At 29.8% G+C, this 23,697-nt stretch carries 23 protein-coding genes; 2 read left to right on the top strand and 21 right to left on the bottom strand.

The annotated features are described in order from the left end of the window. Nucleotides 1-12: 12 nt before the first annotated feature. The 9 genes from KQI42_RS05190 to KQI42_RS05150 all read right to left on the bottom strand — a co-directional run bounded on the left by KQI42_RS05190 (nt 13) and on the right by KQI42_RS05150 (nt 12,289). The gene (locus KQI42_RS05190) at nt 13-981 is read right to left on the bottom strand and encodes an ABC transporter permease (protein WP_246566090.1); all 969 of its coding nucleotides are present in this window, start codon (nt 979-981) and stop codon (nt 13-15) included. Further along, the gene (locus KQI42_RS05185) at nt 981-1,925 is read right to left on the bottom strand and encodes an ABC transporter permease (protein ID WP_216517446.1); all 945 of its coding nucleotides are present in this window, start codon (nt 1,923-1,925) and stop codon (nt 981-983) included. The genes KQI42_RS05190 and KQI42_RS05185 overlap by 1 nt, the downstream gene beginning before the upstream one ends. 145 nt (nt 1,926-2,070) lie before the next feature. Further along, on the bottom strand, nt 2,071-3,930 hold the full coding sequence (locus tag KQI42_RS05180; RefSeq protein ID WP_343231646.1) for a peptide ABC transporter substrate-binding protein: 1,860 nt from the start codon (nt 3,928-3,930) through the stop codon (nt 2,071-2,073). Between the two features lie 317 nt (nt 3,931-4,247). Further along, the gene (locus tag KQI42_RS05175) at nt 4,248-6,107 is read right to left on the bottom strand and encodes a sigma-54 interaction domain-containing protein (protein ID WP_216517444.1); all 1,860 of its coding nucleotides are present in this window, start codon (nt 6,105-6,107) and stop codon (nt 4,248-4,250) included. A 12-nt stretch (nt 6,108-6,119) separates the two neighbouring features. Next, entirely contained in the window at nt 6,120-7,208 is a 1,089-nt protein-coding gene (locus KQI42_RS05170) for a dipeptide epimerase (RefSeq protein WP_216517442.1), read from the bottom strand. 83 nt (nt 7,209-7,291) lie between these two features. Continuing rightward, the gene (locus KQI42_RS20875; protein WP_216517440.1) at nt 7,292-8,659 is read right to left on the bottom strand and encodes an SH3 domain-containing protein; all 1,368 of its coding nucleotides are present in this window, start codon (nt 8,657-8,659) and stop codon (nt 7,292-7,294) included. Nucleotides 8,660-8,700: 41 nt separating this feature from the next. Continuing rightward, complete coding sequence (glsA, locus tag KQI42_RS05160; protein WP_216517437.1) at nt 8,701-9,615, bottom strand: glutaminase A; 915 nt, start codon at nt 9,613-9,615, stop codon at nt 8,701-8,703. Nucleotides 9,616-9,633: 18 nt separating this feature from the next. Further along, nucleotides 9,634-11,301, bottom strand: coding sequence for a nucleoside kinase (locus KQI42_RS05155; RefSeq protein WP_216517435.1), 1,668 nt, complete (start codon nt 11,299-11,301; stop codon nt 9,634-9,636). Between the two features lie 19 nt (nt 11,302-11,320). Continuing rightward, on the bottom strand, nt 11,321-12,289 hold the full coding sequence (locus KQI42_RS05150; protein ID WP_216517433.1) for an RluA family pseudouridine synthase: 969 nt from the start codon (nt 12,287-12,289) through the stop codon (nt 11,321-11,323). Nucleotides 12,290-12,391: 102 nt separating this feature from the next. Here KQI42_RS05150 and KQI42_RS05145 point away from each other — a divergent pair, with 102 nt between their 5' ends. Beyond that, nucleotides 12,392-12,874 (top strand): endolytic transglycosylase MltG, encoded by a 483-nt coding sequence (locus KQI42_RS05145; RefSeq protein ID WP_216517431.1) that lies wholly within the window; start codon nt 12,392-12,394, stop codon nt 12,872-12,874. Between the two features lie 161 nt (nt 12,875-13,035). Here the strand turns inward: KQI42_RS05145 and KQI42_RS21940 are convergent, their stop codons facing one another. The 4 genes from KQI42_RS21940 to KQI42_RS05125 all read right to left on the bottom strand — a co-directional run bounded on the left by KQI42_RS21940 (nt 13,036) and on the right by KQI42_RS05125 (nt 15,658). Beyond that, nucleotides 13,036-13,293: a GNAT family N-acetyltransferase gene (locus KQI42_RS21940; protein ID WP_216517655.1), complete on the bottom strand. Its 258-nt coding sequence runs from the start codon at nt 13,291-13,293 to the stop codon at nt 13,036-13,038. A gap of 178 nt (nt 13,294-13,471) precedes the next feature. After that, complete coding sequence (locus tag KQI42_RS05135; RefSeq protein ID WP_216517429.1) at nt 13,472-13,825, bottom strand: hypothetical protein; 354 nt, start codon at nt 13,823-13,825, stop codon at nt 13,472-13,474. Between the two features lie 508 nt (nt 13,826-14,333). After that, a complete protein-coding gene (locus KQI42_RS05130; RefSeq protein ID WP_216517427.1) occupies nt 14,334-14,885 on the bottom strand; it encodes a DUF6648 family protein in 552 nt (183 codons plus the stop codon). 50 nt (nt 14,886-14,935) lie between these two features. Continuing rightward, entirely contained in the window at nt 14,936-15,658 is a 723-nt protein-coding gene (locus tag KQI42_RS05125) for a pseudouridine synthase (protein ID WP_216517425.1), read from the bottom strand. A gap of 237 nt (nt 15,659-15,895) precedes the next feature. On the opposite strand from KQI42_RS05125, the gene KQI42_RS05120 reads away from it, so the two are divergent. Further along, nucleotides 15,896-16,066, top strand: a complete 171-nt coding sequence (locus tag KQI42_RS05120; RefSeq protein ID WP_216517423.1) for a DUF1540 domain-containing protein — start codon at nt 15,896-15,898, stop codon at nt 16,064-16,066. A gap of 26 nt (nt 16,067-16,092) precedes the next feature. Here KQI42_RS05120 and KQI42_RS05115 read toward each other — a convergent pair whose 3' ends face one another. From KQI42_RS05115 to KQI42_RS05080, 8 genes are all read right to left on the bottom strand, one after another. Further along, on the bottom strand, nt 16,093-16,530 hold the full coding sequence (locus KQI42_RS05115) for a hypothetical protein (protein WP_216517421.1): 438 nt from the start codon (nt 16,528-16,530) through the stop codon (nt 16,093-16,095). Between the two features lie 78 nt (nt 16,531-16,608). Further along, nucleotides 16,609-17,565, bottom strand: a complete 957-nt coding sequence (mnmL, locus tag KQI42_RS05110; RefSeq protein WP_216517419.1) for a tRNA modification radical SAM protein MnmL/YtqA — start codon at nt 17,563-17,565, stop codon at nt 16,609-16,611. A gap of 17 nt (nt 17,566-17,582) precedes the next feature. Then, entirely contained in the window at nt 17,583-18,029 is a 447-nt protein-coding gene (locus tag KQI42_RS05105) for a peroxiredoxin (RefSeq protein WP_216517418.1), read from the bottom strand. 14 nt (nt 18,030-18,043) lie between these two features. Beyond that, complete coding sequence (locus KQI42_RS05100; protein WP_216517415.1) at nt 18,044-18,877, bottom strand: HAD family hydrolase; 834 nt, start codon at nt 18,875-18,877, stop codon at nt 18,044-18,046. Nucleotides 18,878-18,936: 59 nt separating this feature from the next. Then, nucleotides 18,937-20,238: a M18 family aminopeptidase gene (locus tag KQI42_RS05095; RefSeq protein WP_216517413.1), complete on the bottom strand. Its 1,302-nt coding sequence runs from the start codon at nt 20,236-20,238 to the stop codon at nt 18,937-18,939. Between the two features lie 72 nt (nt 20,239-20,310). Next, a complete protein-coding gene (locus KQI42_RS05090) occupies nt 20,311-20,745 on the bottom strand; it encodes a DUF1292 domain-containing protein (RefSeq protein ID WP_246566086.1) in 435 nt (144 codons plus the stop codon). An 89-nt stretch (nt 20,746-20,834) separates the two neighbouring features. Next, a complete protein-coding gene (locus KQI42_RS05085) occupies nt 20,835-22,289 on the bottom strand; it encodes an aminoacyl-histidine dipeptidase (RefSeq protein WP_216517411.1) in 1,455 nt (484 codons plus the stop codon). Between the two features lie 21 nt (nt 22,290-22,310). Then, nucleotides 22,311-23,678 carry a DNA methyltransferase gene (locus KQI42_RS05080; RefSeq protein ID WP_216517409.1) on the bottom strand — a complete coding sequence of 456 codons (1,368 nt, stop codon included), beginning with the start codon at nt 23,676-23,678 and terminating at the stop codon, nt 22,311-22,313. Nucleotides 23,679-23,697 lie beyond the last annotated feature (19 nt).

Below are 23,697 nucleotides of genomic sequence, written 5' to 3'. Positions count from 1 at the left end.
AAATCTCACCCCCTAAACATGATTTCTTGGATCAGCTGCATCTGCAAAGACATTACCAATTACATAGAAAGATATGGTTATCAATGAAAGAACTATGGCAGGAAATATTAATTGATAACGTAATGATGGAACCATCATAACAGCCCTACCTTCATTGATTAAATTTCCTAACGATGGAATACTTACAGGTAATCCAAGCCCAATATAGGTCAAGAAAACTTCAGAGCCTATCGCAGCAGGAATCGCCAGAGCCATCCTAAGCATTATGACGGAAACTAAGTAAGGAAGTAGATTCTTCGTTATAATTCTATTGGTTGGGGTACCAAGACATCTGGATGCTAAATTATACTCTCTATCCCTTATAATTACTATTTGATTACGTACAAAACGAGCCATACCTAACCATCCAGTCATACACATTGCAAAAATCAAAGTACCTATACTAGGACGCATGATATAAGTTAGAAGCACCAGTATAATAGTAGTAGGTATATTGTCTATAACATTATAAATTTCAGTGATTATACGGTCGAGTTTTCTAACATATCCCCATAAAGCTCCTATAATAATACCAATAAATGCTTCCCAAAGTCCAACTAAAAATCCAATCATTAATGATATTCGTGTACCACTCCATATACGAGCCCATAAATCTTGCCCAATAGAATTGGTTCCAAACCAAAATTTAGAATCTGGCGAACTATTTCTAAGCTGCATATTCGTGTTTTCATCAATATGTATTTTAGTAGGTGAATTTTGATTTGGTAAATAAGGTTGAATAAACGTAAATGTAAGAAGTACCATCATTAAAATTAAAAAAAACAATGCCATTTTATTTTTTGCAAATACTTGTACTGTAGAGCGCCAATAAGAATAATTTGAATAACCTGCACGTTTAGCTGCAGAATCATTATAACTTGCAAATTCAAAAAGTGATTTATTTATACCATCCGATAGTTTCTTAATCTTTGTATTACTCATTATCTGGCACCTCCCTTTTTTTCTAGCTTAATACGTGGATCAATTGATGCCATAAGTATATCTCCTAAGAAAAGACCAACTATACCTATTGATGAATAAATGAGTACCAAAGATTGTACTAAAGGATTATCTTGTCTTTGTATGGCATCCACTAATAATCCACCCATTCCAGGAATTGAATATAAGGATTCTATATATATAGAACCAGCTATAGTATACAATAGAGAAGATGGTAAGTACTGTACCATAGGTACAAAAGCGTTACGCAGTACGTGCTTTACCATAATAGATTTGTTCTTTAAACCTTTAGCTCTTGCTAACTTTACATAATCTTTATTTAGCTCGTCTACCATATATCGTCTCATCCACATAGCATAAGATGCTGTACTTCCTAAAGACATAGAAACTACTGGTAAAATCCAACTAGCTGGTTTGCTGGGATTAAATAATATGGGCAACTTAAAAATATCAGTTACATACAATTGCAAGAAAAGATAATAAACTGCTGCTGGAACAGCATTTATAAATACAATATATCCTGTCCCCATTTTATCCCAGAATTTATTTTTTCCTAGAGCCATTATTATCCCTAAGGAAATACCACAAAACAAGGATATAGCCATAGCTGCTAATCCAAATTTTACAGAATAAGGAACTTTAGTTTTAAGGACTTCAGCTACGGGTACTTTAGGTCTATATATTATTGATGTTCCTAAATCACCAGATATAATCTGTTTGTAAAAGTTTTTTAACTGTATATGTATTGGATCTCTAAGTCCCATATTGGCTAATATTGCTTCTCTCTGTGCTTCATCAAGCTTTTCAAATCCATCTCCAAAATATCCTTCTTCAGGCATTAGTCGCATGAGAAGAAAAACTATTGTAATAACAATAAATAGTGTGCCTATTGATTGCAATAGCCTCTTAAATGAATATTTAAACATATTTCCCCTCCTTTTATTCCTAAAATTAACTACATTCTTTTTAACCTAAAGATAATTTTGATAATATGAAAAGTGTATTTTGATAATGTAAGGACTATTGTTTAATAGTCCTTACATTATTTTTATATATTTTAAAGATGTATTTTTATTGTCCTGCTGCTTTTAAGGCTTCGGCACGTTCTTTTTCCCAATTAATAAGTCCTTGGCTAAACTGTTCAGAATTCATAGGTTTTTCCATAATTCTTTGACCTTTAAATCTTTCACCTGAAACACCAAATGGTGAATATGGAGATTCAAATGGATTTAGCCTAGAAGCAGTATAGCCACCACCTCCAACCGCATAAGGAATAACAAAAGCTTGATCTATAAAAAATGCTTCTGCTTCAGCAAATAATTTATACCTTTTATCTATATCTATTACTTCTACCTTAGCTTCATCTACCATATTTTCATATTTATTCTTACCATTTGATTCTTTATACCCTTCTGCCAAATGAGGCCAGTTATATGTTCCATCTGGGCCAAATGGGTCTGTATATGTTTCAGGATCTGCATAATCCGGTCCCCAGTTACATTCAAGAAAAGCATAGTTTCCAGCACGCCTTACTTCTTTTAAAAATCCTGTAGGTGGCTTTGGATCAATTATTATATCAATATAATCTGTTCCTAATAGGTTTTCAAGTTGTTGTTCTATTACTTGTGCACGATTTGCCCATTCAGTCAAACTTGTATTATATGGCATTAATACCTTTACTGGAAAAGTAGCCTTTCCTTCTAATTCTGCTAAAGCCTTTTCTTTAAACTCTAAAGCTAAGTTCTTGTTATATGAATCAGTATTTGCAAACTCAGCTAAACTTCCTAATTGAGTGTAATCTACTCCATCTAAGTCAACAAGATTTTTAGGAGTTATAGTATTACTAATTCTCTTTTCGGAGTCATAAGGTTCTTCTGTAAGCATAGCCGCCTTTCTATCTAAAGCATGAAATAAAGACTTTCTAAAGTTTACATTGTTAACAGCTGCCTTCCAATTCTCTGGTTCATATTCAGCAGCAAATTTAGGGTCAAAGTTAAAAGCATAGAAATAAGAATAAAAACTGGTTCTATTAGGTCTTACCTTTTCTTTCTTTTCAGGATCTTTCATCCACTCATCAAGAACCGTCGAAGGAATATCCGCGTAATCTATTTCACCACGTAAAAATAGCTCAGGAGCTAATGTTGATGCTTCTTTATTATAAGTATAATTCAATTTTTTAATAAAAATATTATCTTTATCCCAATAGCTCTCATTTGCTACTAGAATTCTTCTAGTTTGTGGCTCAAAGGTTTCCATTATATAAGCACCGTTATATAAAAGATTGGTATTATCTGTACCAAATTTATCTCCTACTTCAGCTAAGAATTGTCCGTTAACAGGAAAAAAGCATACATATGTTAGCATTGATAAGAAGTATGGAGTAGGTCTTTCAAGGGTATATTCAAGAGTATATTTATCTATAGCTTTTACTCCTACTTGTTCAAAATCTGTAATCTCACCATTGTAGAACTTTTCACCATTTTTAATAACGCTATATGCAATATTTGCAGTTAATGAATCATTTCTGCTATCAAATATGTATTTCATGGCATCCACAAAGTCTTGAGCTACAACTTCTGCATATTCTTTGCCATCATGAGTTACCCACTTAACTCCTTCTCTAAGTTTAAATGTCCATATTAAACTGTCATCAGATATCTTCCACTCAGTAGCCAAAGCTGGCTGTACAACACCATACTTGTCATAGTCAATTAAAGTATCTACTAAATTAGCAGCTATAGCAAACTCATTAGTACTAGCAGTAGTCAGATAATTTAACGTAGTAACTTCTCCAGAGTAAACACTGGAATATTCTTGTACTGCAGCAATTCCTTCCTCTACAGTTCCTCCATCTACTGGTTTTTTACTTCCATTTGAACAACCAGCTAAAAGTACTACTAAAGCCATCATAAAAGCCATTAATTTCTTCACGTTACCCCTCCTTAATATTTTTATAGCGTCAATAATTAAAGTAAGTGGACACTAAACCCCAAAATTGAATTTTGACTAAATATTCAGCCTTTTCTTTATATATTTGTATATTTAAAGCAAAAATCATGCCATATCCTAGATAAGATTCATTTTACTGAATTGAAGCATTTGTCCAAAATTTCCAACAATTTATTGTATTATTTTTCCGTAATTTCGCATTTCCAATTAAAGCTTTAAATCTCTAAAGCATTTGGTTTCTAAGAAAATAGATACTTCTAGGGATTTCCTAGTATTAGGAACTTTTCCTAATACTCGTACTATTCAATATTATATTTTCTTAGTTTTTCATAAAATGTAGTTTTGCTAATCTTTAGAGCATCCATAGCTTTTTTCTTATCTCCTTTATAAAAGTTTAATACTCTCTCTATGGCTTTCTTCTCAAAATTATTCATAGCCTCTCTTAGGGGTATCATACCATCTTCGTTATAATCTACTTCTTTTATATTTAATGTTATGTGCTTAGAAAGGATAGTATTACCTTCAGCTAAATTTATGGCTCTTTCCAATATATTTTCTAATTCTCTAACATTTCCTGGCCAATTGTATTTCATAAGTAGGTTAATAGCTTCTGCTGAAATTCTTTTACTTTCTTCTTCTATTTTTTTACATATCTTAGGTAAAATTGTTTCTACTAAAGGGTATATATCTTCTTTTCTTTCTCTCAAAGGTGGTATTAGTACAGGAAAAACATTTATTCTATAATATAAATCTTCTCTAAATTTGCCCTCAGTCATTTCAATTTCTAAATTCTTATTGGTAGCGGCTATTACTCTTACATTTACCTTAACCTTCTCTGTTCCACCTACTCTATAGAAGGATTTATCCTGTAATACTTGAAGGAGCTTTACTTGAAGATTTAAAGAAATATCTCCTATTTCATCTAAAAAAATAGTACCTTCATTTGCCATTTCAAAAAGACCTTTTTTACCTTCAATTTTTGCTCCAGTAAAAGCACCTTTTTCATATCCGAACAGTTCACTTTCTAGAAGGTTGTCAGGTATAGCACCACAATTTACATGAATAAAAGGCTTATCCTTATTTTTCGAATTCTCATGAATTGCTTTTGCAAGAATAGTCTTACCTGTTCCACTTTCTCCAAGAATCAACACTGTTGAATTGGTTCTTGAAGCTTTTAAAGCTAGCTTTTTTATATGTTCCATTTTAGTACTCTCACCTATGATTTTAGGAAAAGTCTCTTTTAAAATTACTTCTTCTTTTAATTGCTTTTCAATTTTTTCTAAATCCTGAAGAGCTTCATCTCTCTCTCTTATAACTCTTTTTATTTCAGAAATATCTTCTACTTTAAGAGCTGCTCCAATTCTATTATTTTCTTCATCGTTTACAGGAAGTAGTGTACACATAGTCGGAAAACCATTTATTTCTTTAAATTCTTCTAAATAACTAATATTCTTACCTTTAGCCACTTCATAAAATTCTTGTATAGTTTTACTTCCTCTATGGATTTCAAATATATCTTTTCCAATTACATTTAAAATTTCAGAGTCTTGTCCCTTTCCTCTATACTTTTTCCCTTTCAATATATTATTTAAACTTTCATCTCTAGCTGTATATCCTTGAGATTGATAAAATTTCATTGCTTTAGTTTCTTTATCTAAAATAACCATGTGCCCGATAGCATTAATATAGTTCATAGAAAATTTTTGTCTATCTACTTCAATAGTAATTATCTTGTTTAAAAAATCTATAACTACACCTATTTCAATATCTAAAAACTCTGTTTTTAATTTAAAAGTTCTTTCTAGATGATTGCTCTTTAATATTTCATATACAGGAGATACTCCTGCTTCATTAAATATACCTATAGCTATTAGAGCATCTCCTTTTTCAATTCTATTATCATAAATTCCTAAACATTCGAGAGCCTTAGAGTTTAAATTTCCATCATCTCTACCAATAGAATTATCTCCTATTATTACTATGTCTCCTGGCTTAATAACTCCTCTATCATGACTAATTTGCTGAACATGATTTATCCCAAAAATTTCTTTAGCCTTTTCATTATAAATTTGAATTTTACTTTCATGGTCTATAACTATTAGGCCTTCAGACATCATATCAGTAAATTTTTTAACATACCCTTCTGTATTAAAAATCATTTAATCCACCCTTTAATCATATATTACGTTATCAATATTTTCAAAACCAAACCCAGGTTTATCATTAAGGGTTATCTTAAATTCATCATAATTTGCTCCACCCTTTATCGGATCCTCCGCACAAAGATTAGGACTATCTAAGTCAAATCGTGTTATTATTTTCTTACCGCCAGCTACATGACATGCAGCTGTTAAACCTAATTTACTCTCCATCATACAGCCAATCATACAGTCAATACCATGAGCTTCAGCTATGCTGGCAATTTTTAATGCATTATGAATTCCACCAGTTTTCATAAGTTTAATATTTACTCCGTCAGCTATCCTATTGTGAATAATATTAACAGCATCTAAAGGTGAAAAACAACTTTCGTCAGCAATGATTGGTAAATACACATTATCTGTTACAAACTTTAGTCCCTCAAAGTCATGTGCCTTTACTGGCTGCTCAATTAATTCAATATCAAGTCCCATATCTTCAATCTTTCTTATTATCATTACGGCTTCTTTTGGGGTCCATCCTTGATTAGCATCTACTCTAATATTTACGCTATATCCTATAGCATCTCTAATGGATTGAAGTCTTATTAAATCCTTTTTCCAATCTTTCCCCACCTTGATTTTCAAAGTCTCATAACCTTTTTCTACAGCAACAATACTATCTTGTGCCATTTCTTCTGGCTCATTTACGCTTATGGTTATATCTGTTGTTATATTTTTTCTATAACCGCCCAATAACTTATATACAGGAATATTATGAAGCTGACCAAATAAGTCGTATAAAGCCATATCTACTGCTGCTTTAGGGCTGGTATTTTTAATTAAGGAAGTATCAAGTATATACATTAAGTCTTCAAAGTTCTCAAGATTTTGACCTACTATTTTGGGACTTAAATGTTCTAATATGCCCCATTTTATGGAGCCCATAGTATCACCAGTAATTACAGGCGTTATAGCAGCCTCACCATAACCTATATGGCCTGTATCTGTAGTAATTTTAACTACAACATTTTCTAGTACACTTACTTCCCTTAAAGCAGTTTTAAACGGCTTTTTTAAAGGAATCCTTATTTCGCCTACTTGTACATCTTGAATCTTCATTATAACTCCCACCTTTACCATATTTTTATATAAATTATACCACTAGGTATTACTTTATCCTAGTAGCCAGAATAAACTGTAGTTTAATTTCTACTAAATTCTTTTCCTACATATACATTTTCAATATAAGTTTTTCCTGTAGAAGTTTTAATTGTTACAGGTGTTACTTCCGTTTTCATAACCCTTTTATAAACATATTTATTTCCTTGTTTTTCATAATGTCCCGCAAATTGATGGATCATATAATGCTTTTCATTATCTTTACCAATATACAACATGGCATGACCTGGCATATATAAAGCCGTCCCAGGAGTAACGCTATCAAGTACTTTTAATCTACCTTCTAAGTTCAAATTTCCTTTAAATTCATAAATTTTTCCTAAAGAATTTTGCCCCTGCTCTGAGGCATTTCTAGGTAATTCAAAGCCAAAAGTTCTATGAATATCTAGCAAGAAAGCTGAACAATCTCTGGTATTATTCATACCTCCCCAACCATAAGGTTCCCCATATAGCTTGAATGCTTGTTTTAAAAGATTTTCTTTAGTGTAGGGAAGATAACCTTTGTTAAAACTACCTAAACTATCTAATTCTATAGTCTCTATTAATAAGCTACCATCATTATCTCTTTTAGGTAAATTCACTAAAAATGAACTTCCTTTATCCTGAACTAGAGGAAGTTTAACCCCCATATCATATAAAACCTTATCAATAATAATTTGTTTATCTACAACTACTAAGAAGTCCTTTTGATCAATATAATTAAAAATTACATCTTTTTCTCCTTCAGCTATATCCTTTTTAGGAATCCAACCTGTATAATTATATGTACTACCAAAATACCATTCTCTATCTTTACTTTCAGAATAAATCGCTATAGGTTCCCAAGGATAAACGGCTGTTTCCATAAATCTATCAAATTCTAAATCTCCTTTAATTTTATAAGAACCATCGAAGGTCGGAAAAGTTCTTATCATAGTTCTGTTTACTGCGACTCCATATCTTATTGGAGTCTTATCTTTAACCATATTTAGGTTTAAATTACTAAGTAGTTTTTCATAATATTCTTTTGTTACAACATTTCCATTTTTATTATATCTTTTACTTTTAGGCACTTGACTTTTTTTCTTAATTAAGCTGATTAATTCATCCTTTTTTATATAAGGATTAAGATTTCTCAAGTCCTTTAATCCTTCATACTGACTAAAATTATCCTTATTAAATTTTATTATAGCTGCTTCATCCATTAAAACTTTATCTTTATCTTCAATCTTCCTTATCCAGTATTCAGCATCAGATATGCTTAATTCTTTTTCTTTTGTATCTTTTATAGTTCTTGTTGAAATATCCATATTTACTGCACTATCAGCCATCTTAGGCTCATCAGTTTTTATTAAGAATATTGCTATACTAAGTAAAATAAAGATTGTTGCAAATTTATGTTTAATTTTCACTTCATCCCCTCCTTAATAAAGATGGTTTTACTAATACTCTATTAAAATATACTTAATTTTAATTCTTTTGACAAATCTTTCATGATTCCGTATCCTACTATAGAGTTTCCATATTGGTCTAAAGCTGGACAAAACAGACCTATGCCCATCTTTTTAGGCACTGTTGCTAGTATACCACCTGCTACTCCACTTTTAGATGGTATCCCTACTTTTACAGCATATTCTCCACTAAAGTTATACATTCCACTAGTAGTCATTATAGCAGTTATAATAGATGATATATTTTCATCACATAAAGAAGTTTCAGAATTTAATACTCTGCATCTATTCGCAAGAAATAATCCAATTTTTGCAATATCTAAACAGTCTACTTCTATAGCACATTGTTTAAAATAAGAATCCAAAATAGCTTCTACGTTTCCCTCAATAATTCCCATATTTTTCATTAAATAAGCCATTGCTCTATTTTTATCTCCTGTATCTTTTTCTGATAAATAGATTTCTTCATTATAAGTAATATTAGGATTTTCAGTAATTTTTCTTATTAAATTAAGTAATCTATTAAACTTTTCTTCCCCGCTGCCTTTTATTAAAGATGTGGCTACTATAGCACCAGCATTTATCATGGGATTGGAAGGTTTTATACTATGAGGCAAGTCCAATTTATAGAAAGAATTAAAAGGTTCATCTGTAGGTTCATAGTCTACCTTATTGAAAACCTTTTCTTCTCCATTATCCATAATGGCAAGCATTAAAGATATGACTTTAGATATACTCTGAATAGTAAATTTTTTATCATAATCCCCTGCTTTATATATATTCCCTTCCATATCCATAAGACAAATCCCAATATAATTAGGATTTGCCTCAGCAAGAGCTGGTATATAATCTGCAACCTTACCTTTATTTACTAAATATCTATTTTTTTCTATAATAGTTTCTAATATATTTTCCATACAAGTCCCACCCCTTTATTAATGAATATTAAAATAAGTTCCCCCAATAAATTCTCTTAATATAGAATTAGGAGGTATAATCCCTTCATTCTCAATATTTCTAAAATACTCTAGAAATTTAAGTAGTTTTTTAGCTTCACTATAATAAGCATTACTATTGTCTATTTCCTCTAATAAAGGGACTATATGTTTTTTAAGAACTGCTAATTCATATACTAAAGCAGAGTCAAACATAATATCTGCTTCTTCTTGATAAGGAAATATATGTTTTTCTTCACCTTCTCTAACTCCTGACCATAATTCTAAAGTTCTTAGAGCACTATGTCCCCTATATTTAACGTCTCTTACCATTCTTCTTATAAGTCTTGTATCTGTCGTAGAAATCCTATTATGAGCATCTATATTTAGCTGAGTTAAGGCACTAACATAAATTTTAAATTTATTCTTTTCTGGAATATAAGTAGTTAGTCTAGGATTCAATCCATGAATTCCTTCAACAATTATTGGATGGTCTTTATCTACTTTTATCCTTTTTCCTGACTTTTCACTTTTTCCTTCAAGGAAATTATATTTTGGCAACTCTATCTCTTCTCCTTCTAAGAGTTTAACTAAATCTTCATTTAATTGCTTTAAGTTTATTGCTTCTAAAGCCTCAAAATCATAATCTCCATCTTCGTTTAAAGGCGTACTATCTCTATCCACAAAATAATCATCTACAGATATAGCTATAGGTCTTTTTCCATTAACTTTTAAGTGAACTGCTAATCTATGAGCAAAAGTAGTCTTTCCCGAAGAAGAAGGACCAGCAATTAAAATAATATTTACATCCTCATCTCGACATATCTTATCGGCTATTTGACCAATCTTTTTTTCATGTAATGCTTCTGAAACTCTAATAACCTCATCTATAGTTTCATCCAGTATTTTTTCATTTAAAGAACCTACATAGCCTAAGTCCAAAATATCTGCCCAATCTTTAGCTTCCTTAAAGACCTTAGCTAACTTTTTTTGTTCTTTAAATTCTGGTAATAAATCATTACTCTTTATACTTGGGAATAGAATTATAACACCTGGATAATAGTATTTCAATTGAAATATATCTACGTATCCTGTAGAAGGTGCTAAAAACCCATGAAAAGTATCTATATGATCTCCAATTGTATAAACATGGATAGATTCTCTACTCAAAGTATTGTATAGTCTGACCTTATCTTCATACCCATATTTACTAAAAAGCTCTAAAGCCTTATTAGCAAAAATCTTTTCCCTTACAATAGGTAAATTCTTATCTATAATCTCTTTCATTCTTTTTTCAATTTGTTCTATTTGGCTGAAATTCATAGAGGAACCTTTTTCTAATTCTGCATAAAGTCCTGTTCCTAGAAAATGTTCTATTCTAACTACACTTTTAGGAAATAATTCTTTACATGCCATTATAAAAACAGCAGATATAGTTCTTGTATATATTCTATAACCATCTACATCTTTATTATCTAAAAACTTTACATACATATCCTTTTCAGCTTTTTTTCTTAGATTAAATATTTCATTGTTAATTCTGGCACCTAAATATTTTTTATAATCTTTACCATATACTTTCTTAGATATATCTTCTAATATTGAGTTTTCATCAACAAACACATCTTCCTCAATTCCTTCTACATAAACCCTTATTTGTTCACTCAAAATATCACCCCTGAATATATTAATAAAACAAATCCATCTCTATTTTTTCATACTTGTCGCTTATTTTACTTATAAATTCCTTACCATTTAAATAATCTAAAGGTTCCTCTAATCCATTTAGTTGAATTTTATACCCATGAAGCCATTGACTTTCCAGACCATATCTTTCATTAAAGATTTTATTGATTCTTTTATCACCGTATTTTGTATCTCCAATAACTGGATACCCTAGAGAAGATAGATGGCTTCTTATTTGATGAGTTCTCCCTGTAATAAGCTCTATTTCTAATAAAGAATACCCTCCTTTATTCTTTATTGTTTTTATATTGGTTACTATCTTTTTTGTCCCTTCCATATCTTCTTCATATACTTCTACTTTATTCTTTTCTTCATCTTTAGATAGATATGCTTCTGCAGTAAAGTCTTTTCTTATATCTCCTTTTACTATAGTCTTATAAAACCTTCTTACTTCCCCATTTTTAATAGCTCTATTAATAATTTTTAAGGCTTGATAATTCTTTGCCCCAATTATTATTCCACTAGTATTTCTATCTAATCTATTACAAATGGAAGGTGTAAAAGTTTTTTCTATTCTTGGATTATAATCTCCTTTTTGATATAGATAACTTACCATACTATCTACTATATTATCTCCATAATTCTTGTCTGCTGCATGAGATAAAATTCCTTTAGGTTTATTAATTAGAATTATATTATCATCTTCATAAATAATGTTAGGGATTAGCTTGCTTTTTATTTCAGTCTTTTTAGCTATAAATTTATCAATAGTCTCATCTGATAGATAAAGTTGAATTATATCTCCTTCTACAATAACTGTTTCAGGATTAACTTTACTCCCGTTTACTTTTATATTCTTTTTCCTAATCATTTTATATATAAAGCTTTGTGGAGCATCAGATAAGTACTTTTTCAAAAATCTATCTAGCCTTTGATTACTTTCATTTTTATCAATTATTATCTCTTTCAAAGTTTTCTCACCTTTTCTTTCTTCTTGTGTTATAATTATATTATACATTATGTGTTTTTTAAAACCTTATTTTTGCAAAACATCTTATAAAGAGGTGAATTTATGAAAAAATTTTTAGAAGGATTGAAGGATTTACTCTATGACTCCGTAGACTACATAATAATGTTTGGGATAATAATAGGAGTGGTTTTTGTTATAGGCTGGCGATTAGACGTTTTATTTGCTAAAGATGCATTGGACATGCCTAGTAAAGAAGGTATCATAGTAGAGGAAAATAAAAATAATACCAATAAAAATGAGGGAACTAAAGATACCAATAATGAAGAAAATGCTGAAAATAATAAAGAAGATAAAAACGGAAATAATTCAGCAACAACAAATGAAATTGTAAAGATTAATATACCTGCTGGATCTGTGTCAGCCCAAATTGGTAGTATACTTGAATCACAGGGATTAGTCAGCAGTAAAGATGATTTTGTACAAAAAGCTCAAGAATTAAAACTGGATACTAAATTAAAATCTGGAGATTTTGAAATTAATAAAAATAGTTCTATAGAAGATATATTAAAAATTCTTTCTAAATAATATTAAAATAGCAACCATCTTGGTTGCTATTTTAATATTTCTTGCTAAAACTAAAATAGAAACTAAGTTTTTACTTTAGATAAATAAGAAAACTAATAAGTCCTTTTTTATTTCATTTATATGTTTTGTGCATAGTAACCAACCCAAAACTCTTGTTGAAGCTATATTAGAAATCCATGTATATAATATGGCAGTGCTCCACGCCTTTCGATTTCATCAGCCAATGTTTTAACAAGATAAGAAGCAAGCCCCCTATTCCGATGCCCCAGCATGGTATCTATACCAATTTGCCATAATTTAGACATACTATCATCAGCACCTGTTAAAGCAACAAGTTGATTTCCTTGATATGCTCCAAATGCAATAACATCATTATTATAATTTAACGCATTTTCAAAACCTTTGTTGACATTAGAAATCTAATCCTTATACATTTCTATCATGCTTCTTAAACTTGTAACTTTATGTCTTTTGTATATACTTTTAATTGCTCGTCTGTTTTCCTTATGTATAATAATATATAAAAAATAGGGTAGCCTAAGCTACCCTAACATTTCCCTTCATTCTTTACTACTCAATCCTAATTTGCTAGTTATATTAAATAATAGTACATAAAGGTACTCTAACTAGAACTAAACGATCAGTCATATTTTCAACATTAAATACTAAGAACACGTTTGTTCCTACTACAAATGCACAAATAAGATTTACTTCCATTCCTGTAGGAATTCTGTCAACTATTTGACAACGCATAACTCCTGCTGCTATTAGTGCTGCTGCTTGTGCTGCTGTTATCTCTATTACAATAACTTCTTGAATATCTCTACCTGGAATCTTTATTTCTATTTCGATAAGCAAGAAAAATCTGTCATCTATCCGTGCTACACATGTTGCACCTATACTAATTGGATCGTTACATTTTGCTGCATCAATCCCTTGATTATAATCCATTATTCTCGCCTTCCTTACTTTATATTAGGAAAGTAACTTGTTGCTTTTCTTCTTTCCCAGTACAAGTATATTACGGACCGACAAAAGTTGTTACTATAATATTTCTATATTATATCCTCATTCAATTTCCTTTGTAATTCATTATTGAAACTAACTTTCATATATTGCTCATCATACCCATCTAAATTGAATCTACTTACTAATCATATCTAACATACTCCATAAAGCCCAATCTAGAATATTATCTTCATTTAAATCTTTTATCCATATTTCCAGATTTTCTATTATTTTATTTTTAGCTAAAGACCTTACAGCTTCTTCTCCTTATTTTCTTATCAGCATTAAAGTATAGTTTCCTTAGATTCATTAATAAATCTATTATAGCCATGTTAATTCAGATATGATCAACATGGCTACTAATTCTGTGAATAAAATTTTTTAAATAATTTTTGACGTTTTTTGACGTTTGAAAAATAAACATTAATTTTTCAACGATCTATAGACGTTATTAATACTTCTCATTTATATATTCATCAATTAAGGACACTTTTTTTCCTTCTTTAAATACCCCTTCTTCCTTTAAAACGTTTAAAAGCCAAATTGCCTTTGAATGAAATATAGCTTCTTTATAATCTAATAATACTATTTCATAAAGTTTATCTTGTAAGAATCTAGATTGTACTTTAATAAAATAAGCTTCAACATTTTGAAATTCCAAATACCTTAACAGGTTTAATGTAGCTCTATCTTTTTCGTGATAATAGTTATTACCCTTATTTAAATAGTAAGGATAATATTTTTGATGTTTCTTCGTCTTCTTTACATCTTTAGCTAGCATCGTATAATACTTAGCTAATACATTGTAATATTGATAATTATACATTCCCTTTTCATAACTATCGACTTTTAAAAAAGGTTTCACATTCATTTTTTGAACAAAATCAAAATTATACTCTAAAAATTCTTTTTTGGTAATATCTCCATTTTTAAACTGAACAATCAGGGAACTTCTGTTATCAAAAAAAGTCTCAAACATCCCCCTTTTTTTATAGCTATTCAACTTATAACACCCTATCTAAATATAATTTTACATTTATTATATCACATTTATTATTTATTTTTTAATAATTTTATTTCTTCTTCTGTAAGCTCCCTATATTCACCAGTTTCTAAAGATTCATCCAATTTTAAAGGTCCCATTGAAATTCTCTTTAAATATAAAACTTTCATACCTATGCTTTCAAACATCCTCTTAACTTGGTGAAACTTACCTTCTTGAATAGTTAAATAAACTTTAGATATAACATTAGAATCTTGTATCTTTAATGTTGCCGGTAAAGTTGTATAACCGTCATCTAAAACAATTCCGTTATTAAACTCTTCAATATGCTTTTCCTCAACATAACCATCTACTTCAACATAATAAGTTTTGTCTACTCCTTTTTTAGGAGACAACAATTGGTGAGCAAGCTTACCATCATTGGTAATTAAAAGTAACCCTTCAGTATCTTTATCTAATCTTCCTGCTGGAAACGGTTTATATACAATATATTCTTCTTCTAGTAAATCTATGACTGTTCTAGTTAGAGGATCATCAGTGGAAGAAACTAGTCCTTTTGGTTTATTCATCATTAAATAAATGTATTCCCTATATAAGATTTCTTCTCCATTAAAAGTAATTAAATCCTCATAAGGGTTAACTTTAAATTCATTGTTTAATATAGTTTCATTATTAACTTTAACTATCCCATCTTTTATAAATTTTTTTACATCTTTTCTGCTTCCATATCCAATATTAGAAAGGACTTTGTCCAATCTTTCTTTTTTTCCCATAATATCCTCCTTTGTATCCTTTATATATTATATACTAATCTATTTTTATTATAATTCATAGGAAAATGCAAAATCTTCTTAGTGCTAATTTTCCGTTAAATGCATTCAACAAAGGTTTCCTTAATTAAAAATTATTCAATATAAATCTATGTTATTATTTAAATATATATAAGTATAAAATATAAAAATAAACACAAAATATATATTGAATAAATAAAGCTAAGAAAGGAGCATACTATGCATAATAAAGATGAAAAACCTATTGAAGGTGTTAAATGTGTAGTTAATACTTGCCATTATCATGTGCCAGGAGATCGTTGCACAGCAGGCACTATAGAAATTCAACCAAGAGATGCTTCCTCTACAGAAGAAACTGATTGTAATACTTTCAGACCAAACATGGGATGATAAAAAAATAGGCAGGATTTTCCTGCCTATCTTAATGCTAACTCTGTCTCCAATTCCAAACAGTGTTCTCTCAAATCTTCCGGAACTTGCTCCATTGTATATTCTACGTTAATATAGAAATCTGTATTGAATTTTTCTGATATTGTAGTTAAATCTTTTAATAATTTTTCTAAGTCTTCTATTTTTAAATCAATTATCTTATAAATTCCGTCTACATAAACTTTTTCAATGTCATAGTCCATGCCAATAACTCCACATAAAAAGCCATAGAAAGATTCAACGTTTAATATATTGAATTCCATGGCATTAATAAGTCTTACCGAGTAATCAAGACTGAATATATGATTGTCGTCTACATCTATGAAGGCAATATTACCATTCCCCTCTTTCATGTCCTTATTTGCATTGTCAATTAACCATTTTGTTTTCCCTGATCCTTTAGTTCCTAAAATAAATTTAACCATGACAATCCACCTCCACCTTTCTAAGGTATTCTTTTATATTATATTCTACATAAAATTCAATTTTCCTCTATTTTTTTACTATTCTAAAAATTTTCTTATACCTTTTCCATTTAAATAATTATATTTTATCCCTTGTCTAGAATTCCTGCTTTCCATAATAGATACGATGTCATCTCTAATCTTCCACCAAGACTCATTCCAATTAACAAATAGAGAATTTTCTTCTGGTGCTCTCCCAATAATTCTTTGAACTACAATCTGTGGATCTAAATATTCTAAAAAAGTAATCACTCTTTCCATATACTCTTTTTTAGATACTAATGAAACTTCTCCTTCTTTATAAAGTCTTCCTAAAGCAGTTCCTTCCACAATATATAGAGCATGAAGTTTTATCTCCTCAACTCCTAAAGCAGAAATTATTTTAGCATTCTCGATAACATCAATTTCATTATCCCAAGGAAGATTTAAAATTAAATGAGCACAAGTTCTTAATCCATAAAATTTTATTCTCGTTACTGAATCTATAAATTCTGCTAAGGTATGACCTCTATTAATCTTTTTTAAGGTATGATAATTAACTGTCTGAAGTCCTAATTCTAGAGTAATTTCTAAATTATATTTTTCTTTTACATTAGATAAATACTCTAGATATAAATTGTTTACGCAATCAGGCCTTGTAGATATAGATATTCCTACAATTCCTTCTACTATAGATTCTTCAATATATCTTTTAAAATCTGCTAATGGTAAATAAGTATTAGTGAAATTTTGGAAATATGCTATAAACTTTTTTGCCTTATATCTTCTTTCTATATATTCTTTATTCTTGAGTACTTGTTCTTTTACCGATAAACTATTAGGAAGATTTTCAAAAGATCCACCTTCTTCCCCGCAATAGATGCAACCACCTACTCCTAGAGTGCCATCTCTATTTGGACAGGTTAAAGGTAAATTAATAGGTAATTTATATACCTTTTCTCCAAACTTATGCTGTAAATAAGTTGAATATACATTATAAACGTTAATTTGATTCAAATTTTTCCACCTCTAGATTATAAGTTTTCCTTTATAAAGCTAAGTACTTGCTCACCATGACCTTTTGCCTTTACTTTTCTAAATTCTTTTACTAATTTTCCTCCTTTATCAAAGATAAAAGTAGACCTTTCTACTCCTAGATATTCTTTACCATACATTTTTTTCATCTTCATTACATTAAATTGTTTATGAACACTCTCATCTTCATCACTTAATAGTAAAAAAGACAGATTATGCTTATCTCTAAACTTCTCATGGGATTTTAAGCTATCTCTACTTACTCCTACAATAACCGTATCTAATTTATTAAATTCGTCTTCTAAATCTCTAAACTCTAAAGCTTCTGTAGTGCAGCCAGCTGTATTATCTTTAGGATAAAAATAAACTACAACATTTTTACCTAAAAAATCTTTCAAAGAGACATCTTTACCATCAGTTTCTTTTAATATAAAATCATAATTCACATTCCGACCTCCTTTTATATATTTAATACCCTTTTTAATTCAAAAGCAACTCCACTTTCATTATTATCTTTCTCTGAAATAATCTTTGCTATTTTCTTTACCATAGGACTACTATTTTTCATAGCAATACCTAACCCTGAATTTTTTATCATTTCGATATCATTATTATCATCACCTATAGTAATTATTTCCTCAGGTTTAATTCCTTTTTCCTTAGCATATTCCATTAAAGTAATCCACTTACTACCAAGAGGATTCATTATTTCCAATAAAGCCTCTGCTATTTTAATATTTTCTATTACATGAGAACTATATTTACTTGGATATCTGTCATTTATATGAAAATGAAAATTCTTTAAAGTCTCCTTGTTTCCAACATATACTACTGCTAAAATTTTAACATCTTCCAACTCTAAATGAGTCTCTACTTGTTTAAACCTATTTTCATTAGAGGACAAATAGTTATGATAGCTTTCATGACTTCTATCTAATTCTATAACTAGATCATATCCTTCTTCATAATTATCTACATGAATTATAGGCTGCAGTCCCCTTCTTTTACCTTCTTCTATTATGACTTTAAAATCTTCCACCCTAAGATATTTTTTAATAATTATTGAATCATCTTCCGAATTTCTAGCTATACTCCCATTATTAGCTAAAATAGTCATATGTCTTTTGATGTCCTTTGTTAATTCTTTTGCTGACCAATATCTTCTTCCCGTAGCTATAACTACTTCATAGCCTTTATCTATTAATTCATGAACAATTTGTAGATTTTCTATAGGTATTCTTTTTTTATCGTCAAGCAAAGTTCCGTCTAAGTCAATAGCTATTAACTTGTACACCAAATCCCTCCTTTAAATCCTTCTATACCCATAATATACAAGACTCAAATATTTGAGTCTTATATATTATAAAATTCTATAAAAGATTTATACCCATAGTAATGATCCAATACTCCGCCAATTTCTCTAATAGAGTGCATGCCTAAGATTGGATTTCCTATATCTAAAGAAGGTATATCTAATTGAGTTGTATTTATTGGTCCAATTGTAGATCCTCCCCTTGCATCAGATCTATTAACAAATTTTTGTACAGGAACTTTTGCACTCCTACATATATCCTCATAGATAGCAGAAGTAATACTATCTGTAGTATAAGATTGATTAGCACTAATTTTTATTACAGGTCCTTTATTCAATACAGGTCTATTGGTTGGGTCATGTTTATCACTATAATTAGGATGAACACCATGAGCCATATCTGCAGAGATTAAGAAAGAATTTGATAAAGCTCTATAATAGTCCTCTCTATCCTTTTTAAGTGCCATAGTAATTCTTTCTAGGGCAATTCTTAACATTGGACTGGCTGCACCCTGTTTAGTAGTGCTACCTACTTCCTCATTATCAAAACATACACATACATTAGTAGCTTTTGAGACTTTACTATTTAAAAGAGCTTCTATGCTTCCATGAACCATTGCTAAATCATCAAGTTTTCCTACAGAAATAAATTCATCATTTAAGCCAACAATACTCCCCTTTTCTCTTCCATATAAGAAAATATCTGCATCAAATATATTTTCAGCTTTCTCGTTTATTAAATCTCCAATTAAATTAAATAAAAAATTATCCTTTTTAAACTTTTCATCTATTAGAGACAATAAAGGCAATGTATCCGTTTGTTTATTTATCTTCACCCCTTCATTAACTTCTCTGTTCATATGTATAGCTAAATTAGGGATTATCATTAAATCCTTATCTATGTTAATAAGTCTATATTCTGGTTTCAAAGGATTAGATCCTTTAAGTGCAATTCTCCCTGCCAAGGATAAAGGTCTATCAAACCAGCTGTTTAGAATAGGACCTCCATAAGTTTCTGTATTTAATTTTAAATATCTATTTTCTACTACCATTTCAGGATTCGGTTTAATTCTAAAACCAGGAGCATCTGTATGTGAACCTATGAGCTTGAACCCATCTTTTTCTACCTCACCGCTACCTACTACAAAGGCTATTATAGCTGAATTATTGTTAGTCACATAATACTTACCTTCTTTTTCTAACGTCCATCTATCTTTAAAATTCAGCTCCATATATCCAGCCTTATTTAATCTGTCTTTTATATTTTTTACTACATGAAAAGAGCTTGGACTCTTATCTATAAATTCTATAAGTTCTTTTGAAAATTTTAACTCTTTATTCATTTATATCCACCCTTTCTACGTATTAAAGAAAGTACCCCACTATTAAAGTGAAGTACTTTCTTACTTTAAAAATTACTCTTCGTCATCTTCTTCGTCTAAATCATCATAATTTTCATACTCTACAAAATCGTCTTCATCCTCAAAGTCTTCATCTAAGAACAGACTATAGAATGCTTCTGAAACCATTTCAAACTCATCTTCTTCTTCAATAGGTAATAGATCAAATTCATCGTTACCTAAATCTTTATATTTATATAATAATACTTGCTCATCATCTACTGGTGCTAATGCAATATATTCATCTTCATCTACTTCAAAGATGCCTAGCACATTACATTCTAACTCAGTATCATCATCCAGAGTTAAGTAAATAACATCCATTTCGTCCATATCTTCAAATTCAAAATCCTCTACATCATCATGATCTTCGTTACAATCACATCCACAGCCGCAACCACCGCAATGTTCGTCATTGTATTCAAAAGTATCGTTATTTTTTTTAGTCATAGTCATTCTCCTTTTTATTTAATATTTTTATAAAAGTATATGCTTATAATACCCTATTTTAACATAGAAGTATATATTTTATTAGAAAATTATTCTATTTCCTTTAAAACTTGAAGTAACAGATTCCAAGTTCTTTCAGTAGAAGATAAACTTAATTTTTCTCCTGGAGCATGAACTCCATACATATTCGGTCCAAAGGAAACCATATCCATGTCTCCAAATTTCTCTTTAAATAGTCCACACTCTAAACCTGCATGAATAGCTGCTACATTTACTTCTTTTCCATACATATCTTTATATGCCTTTTTAAAAACTTCCCTAATGTATGAATCCTTATCATATTCCCAAGCAGGATAAGATGCATAACTTTCCCATGTTCCTCCAAGTGCTTCAGCTAAGATTCTCACTTCATTAGCTATATAGTTCTTTAAACTTCCAACAGAGCTCCTCATTGCACATTCCAAGGTTACTTTGTCGTCTATAGTCTTTACTACTCCTAGATTATTTGAACTTTCCACCAACCCTTCAATATCCATACTCATAGTTTGAACACCATTTGGCATTAGCATTAAAGCTGTTATTATTTTATCTCTAGTATTATCATTAAATACTTTATCCATTCTCTCTTCTAATTTTTCTATAACTAAAGTTATATCTCCGTCTGTTGTTGATAATTCATTTTTTAATTCCTCCTCTATTTCATCAACTCTAGAGTTTAGTTGGTCTATGTCATCTTTATTTACAGCTAAAATAGCTTTAGCATATCTTGGTATAGCATTGGTTTTTGAACCACCTTCTATAAAAGATAAACTCAAAGAAATTTTTCTATTTAGACTATCCAATATTCTACCCATTATTTTATTGGAGTTTCCTCTTCCTTTATGAATCTCCATGCCTGAGTGTCCACCCTTTAACCCTGTTACTTTTAAACTATAAAAAACATCTTCATCCTTTGAGTCTCTCCATTCTATAGGAATAGTAACCATATTTCTTTCTCCACCAGCACAGCTTACTAATATAGTACCTTCTTCTTCTGAGTCAATATTTATTAATATCTTTCCTTGTAAATTATTTGGATTTAAAGCTTCAGCACCAGACATTCCCGATTCTTCGTTAGTAGTTATAAGTACTTCTAATGGCGGATGAGGTATATCATTAGATTCTAATAATGCTAGACACATAGCTACAGCAATTCCGTTATCAGCTCCAAGAGTAGTTTCTTTTGCTATAAGAAAGTCTCCTTCTATATTCAGCTTAATTGGATCTTTTGAAAAATCATGACAGAATCCTTCTGACTTTTCACACACCATGTCCATATGCCCCTGCAATATTATAGTAGGTCTATTTTCATATCCTTTATAAGCTGGTTTTCTAATGATTACATTTAATGCCTCATCCTGAATAGTATCTAACCTTAATTTTTTCCCAATTTCCACTAAATAATCACTAATTTTTTTTTCTTCCATAGAGCAACGAGGTATTTGGGTTATTTCTTCAAAATAATAAAATACTCTTTCTGGTTTAATTCCTTCTAATACTCTCATGTTTACCACCCTTTCAATTATTTATTCTACTATTATAGAACTTTCAAATCCAAATACGTCTAATACTCTAATATATATTGGATTATGTATTGAATCTACATTTATAGGAATTTCAATACTAGAATTGATTTTTAATGAATCTACCCGTCTATAATCCTGCCAAGTAATAACTGGAGTTTCACCGTTATAATTTATATCTATACCAATATAATCTATGAGTGCAATAGAGTCTTTTAATAATATTTCTTCTATTATTTCTTTATGTCTTTTATTTAATTCTATTTTAGATAGGTCTAAAATATATTTATCCAATTCAATTTTAATTAAACCATTCTCCTTCAATATGGTTCTAAATATAAGTCTTCCCACTTCCCTTTTTACTATATTAACTTTCTTCTGTTTATAAACAGAATTACTAGTTTCTGCTAGCCTTTTCTTAATGGTTACATGGGATAGATCTCCTTTATCTGCCATAATCCATCTTCTCTTGCATTTTTCAGCCACTATACCTGTAGTACCACTACCTGCAAAAAAATCAGCTACAATAGAATCCTCCTTTGAGGAGGATAATATAATTCTCTCCAATAGTCTTTCTGGCTTCTGAGTATCATAGCCTACTCTTTCTTTTGATGTTCTACCTACCATATCTACTTGCCATACATCTTTTAAATTAACTAAAGTGTACCAGCCTAATTCATCCTCAAACTCTTCTACTCCTTTGAACCTATATGGTTTAAACCCTCTATTATAGGATTTTTCCTTTTGAGGATTAAATATGTAATCCTTAGTCTTAGTGTAAACTAAAATAGTATCATGTTTTCTTGAGTAGTGTTTTTTACTTACACCTCCCGATTTATAAGACCATATAATTTCATTTAAAAACTTATCTTCTCCAAATATGTAATCCATCATTATTTTTACATAATGAACTGTCCTATAGTCTAGATGAATATATATGGTACCACTTTTGCTTAATAACTCCTTCATTAAATATAATCTTACACATATCATTTCTAGATAATCCAATAATCCTTCTTCCCATGTATCTTTATAGGCAAAATATTCTATAATCTCTTTTTTATCACCATTTAATACCTCAATCCTTCCTTTATAGTTAGCTTTACTTAAAAAAGGAGGATCTATATAAATTAAATCGATTTTCTCTTTATATCCTTCTTTTATTAAGGACTCTAATACTTGTAAATTATCTCCTTTATATAGGATATTAGATGAATCTATATCGGTTTTAACTTTAATCATATTAAATTTTGGAAATACTATTTCTTCCTCTAATGTACTCACAACAGTACTATTTATAATTTCTTTAGCTTTACTTTCACCTTCTTTAAATATTATAGGCAGCATTTCTACTATGTTGGTTTTATTCATTCCTATCCTCCCTAGAGTT

The organism is Tissierella simiarum (genome assembly GCF_018917865.1).
Classification (GTDB): domain Bacteria; phylum Bacillota; class Clostridia; order Tissierellales; family Tissierellaceae; genus Tissierella_C; species Tissierella_C simiarum.
The sequence above is the reverse complement of the archived record's forward strand: the minus strand, read 5'-3'. Positions and strand labels throughout refer to the sequence as shown.

Bases quoted from the DNA above. Each gene is read 5' to 3' on its own strand.
- KQI42_RS05190 (WP_246566090.1), bottom strand. From the start codon at position 981: ATGAGTAATACAAAGATTAAGAAACTATCGGATGGTATAAATAAATCA.
- KQI42_RS05185 (WP_216517446.1), bottom strand. From the start codon at position 1,925: ATGTTTAAATATTCATTTAAGAGGCTATTGCAATCAATAGGCACACTA.
- KQI42_RS05175 (WP_216517444.1), bottom strand. From the start codon at position 6,107: ATGATTTTTAATACAGAAGGGTATGTTAAAAAATTTACTGATATGATG.
- KQI42_RS05170 (WP_216517442.1), bottom strand. From the start codon at position 7,208: ATGAAGATTCAAGATGTACAAGTAGGCGAAATAAGGATTCCTTTAAAA.
- glsA (WP_216517437.1), bottom strand. From the start codon at position 9,615: ATGGAAAATATATTAGAAACTATTATAGAAAAAAATAGATATTTAGTA.
- KQI42_RS05145 (WP_216517431.1), top strand. From the start codon at position 12,392: ATGAAAAAATTTTTAGAAGGATTGAAGGATTTACTCTATGACTCCGTA.
- KQI42_RS05135 (WP_216517429.1), bottom strand. From the start codon at position 13,825: ATGGATTATAATCAAGGGATTGATGCAGCAAAATGTAACGATCCAATT.
- KQI42_RS05125 (WP_216517425.1), bottom strand. From the start codon at position 15,658: ATGGGAAAAAAAGAAAGATTGGACAAAGTCCTTTCTAATATTGGATAT.
- KQI42_RS05120 (WP_216517423.1), top strand. From the start codon at position 15,896: ATGCATAATAAAGATGAAAAACCTATTGAAGGTGTTAAATGTGTAGTT.
- KQI42_RS05115 (WP_216517421.1), bottom strand. From the start codon at position 16,530: ATGGTTAAATTTATTTTAGGAACTAAAGGATCAGGGAAAACAAAATGG.
- KQI42_RS05095 (WP_216517413.1), bottom strand. From the start codon at position 20,238: ATGAATAAAGAGTTAAAATTTTCAAAAGAACTTATAGAATTTATAGAT.
- KQI42_RS05090 (WP_246566086.1), bottom strand. From the start codon at position 20,745: ATGACTAAAAAAAATAACGATACTTTTGAATACAATGACGAACATTGC.
- KQI42_RS05085 (WP_216517411.1), bottom strand. From the start codon at position 22,289: ATGAGAGTATTAGAAGGAATTAAACCAGAAAGAGTATTTTATTATTTT.
- KQI42_RS05080 (WP_216517409.1), bottom strand. From the start codon at position 23,678: ATGAATAAAACCAACATAGTAGAAATGCTGCCTATAATATTTAAAGAA.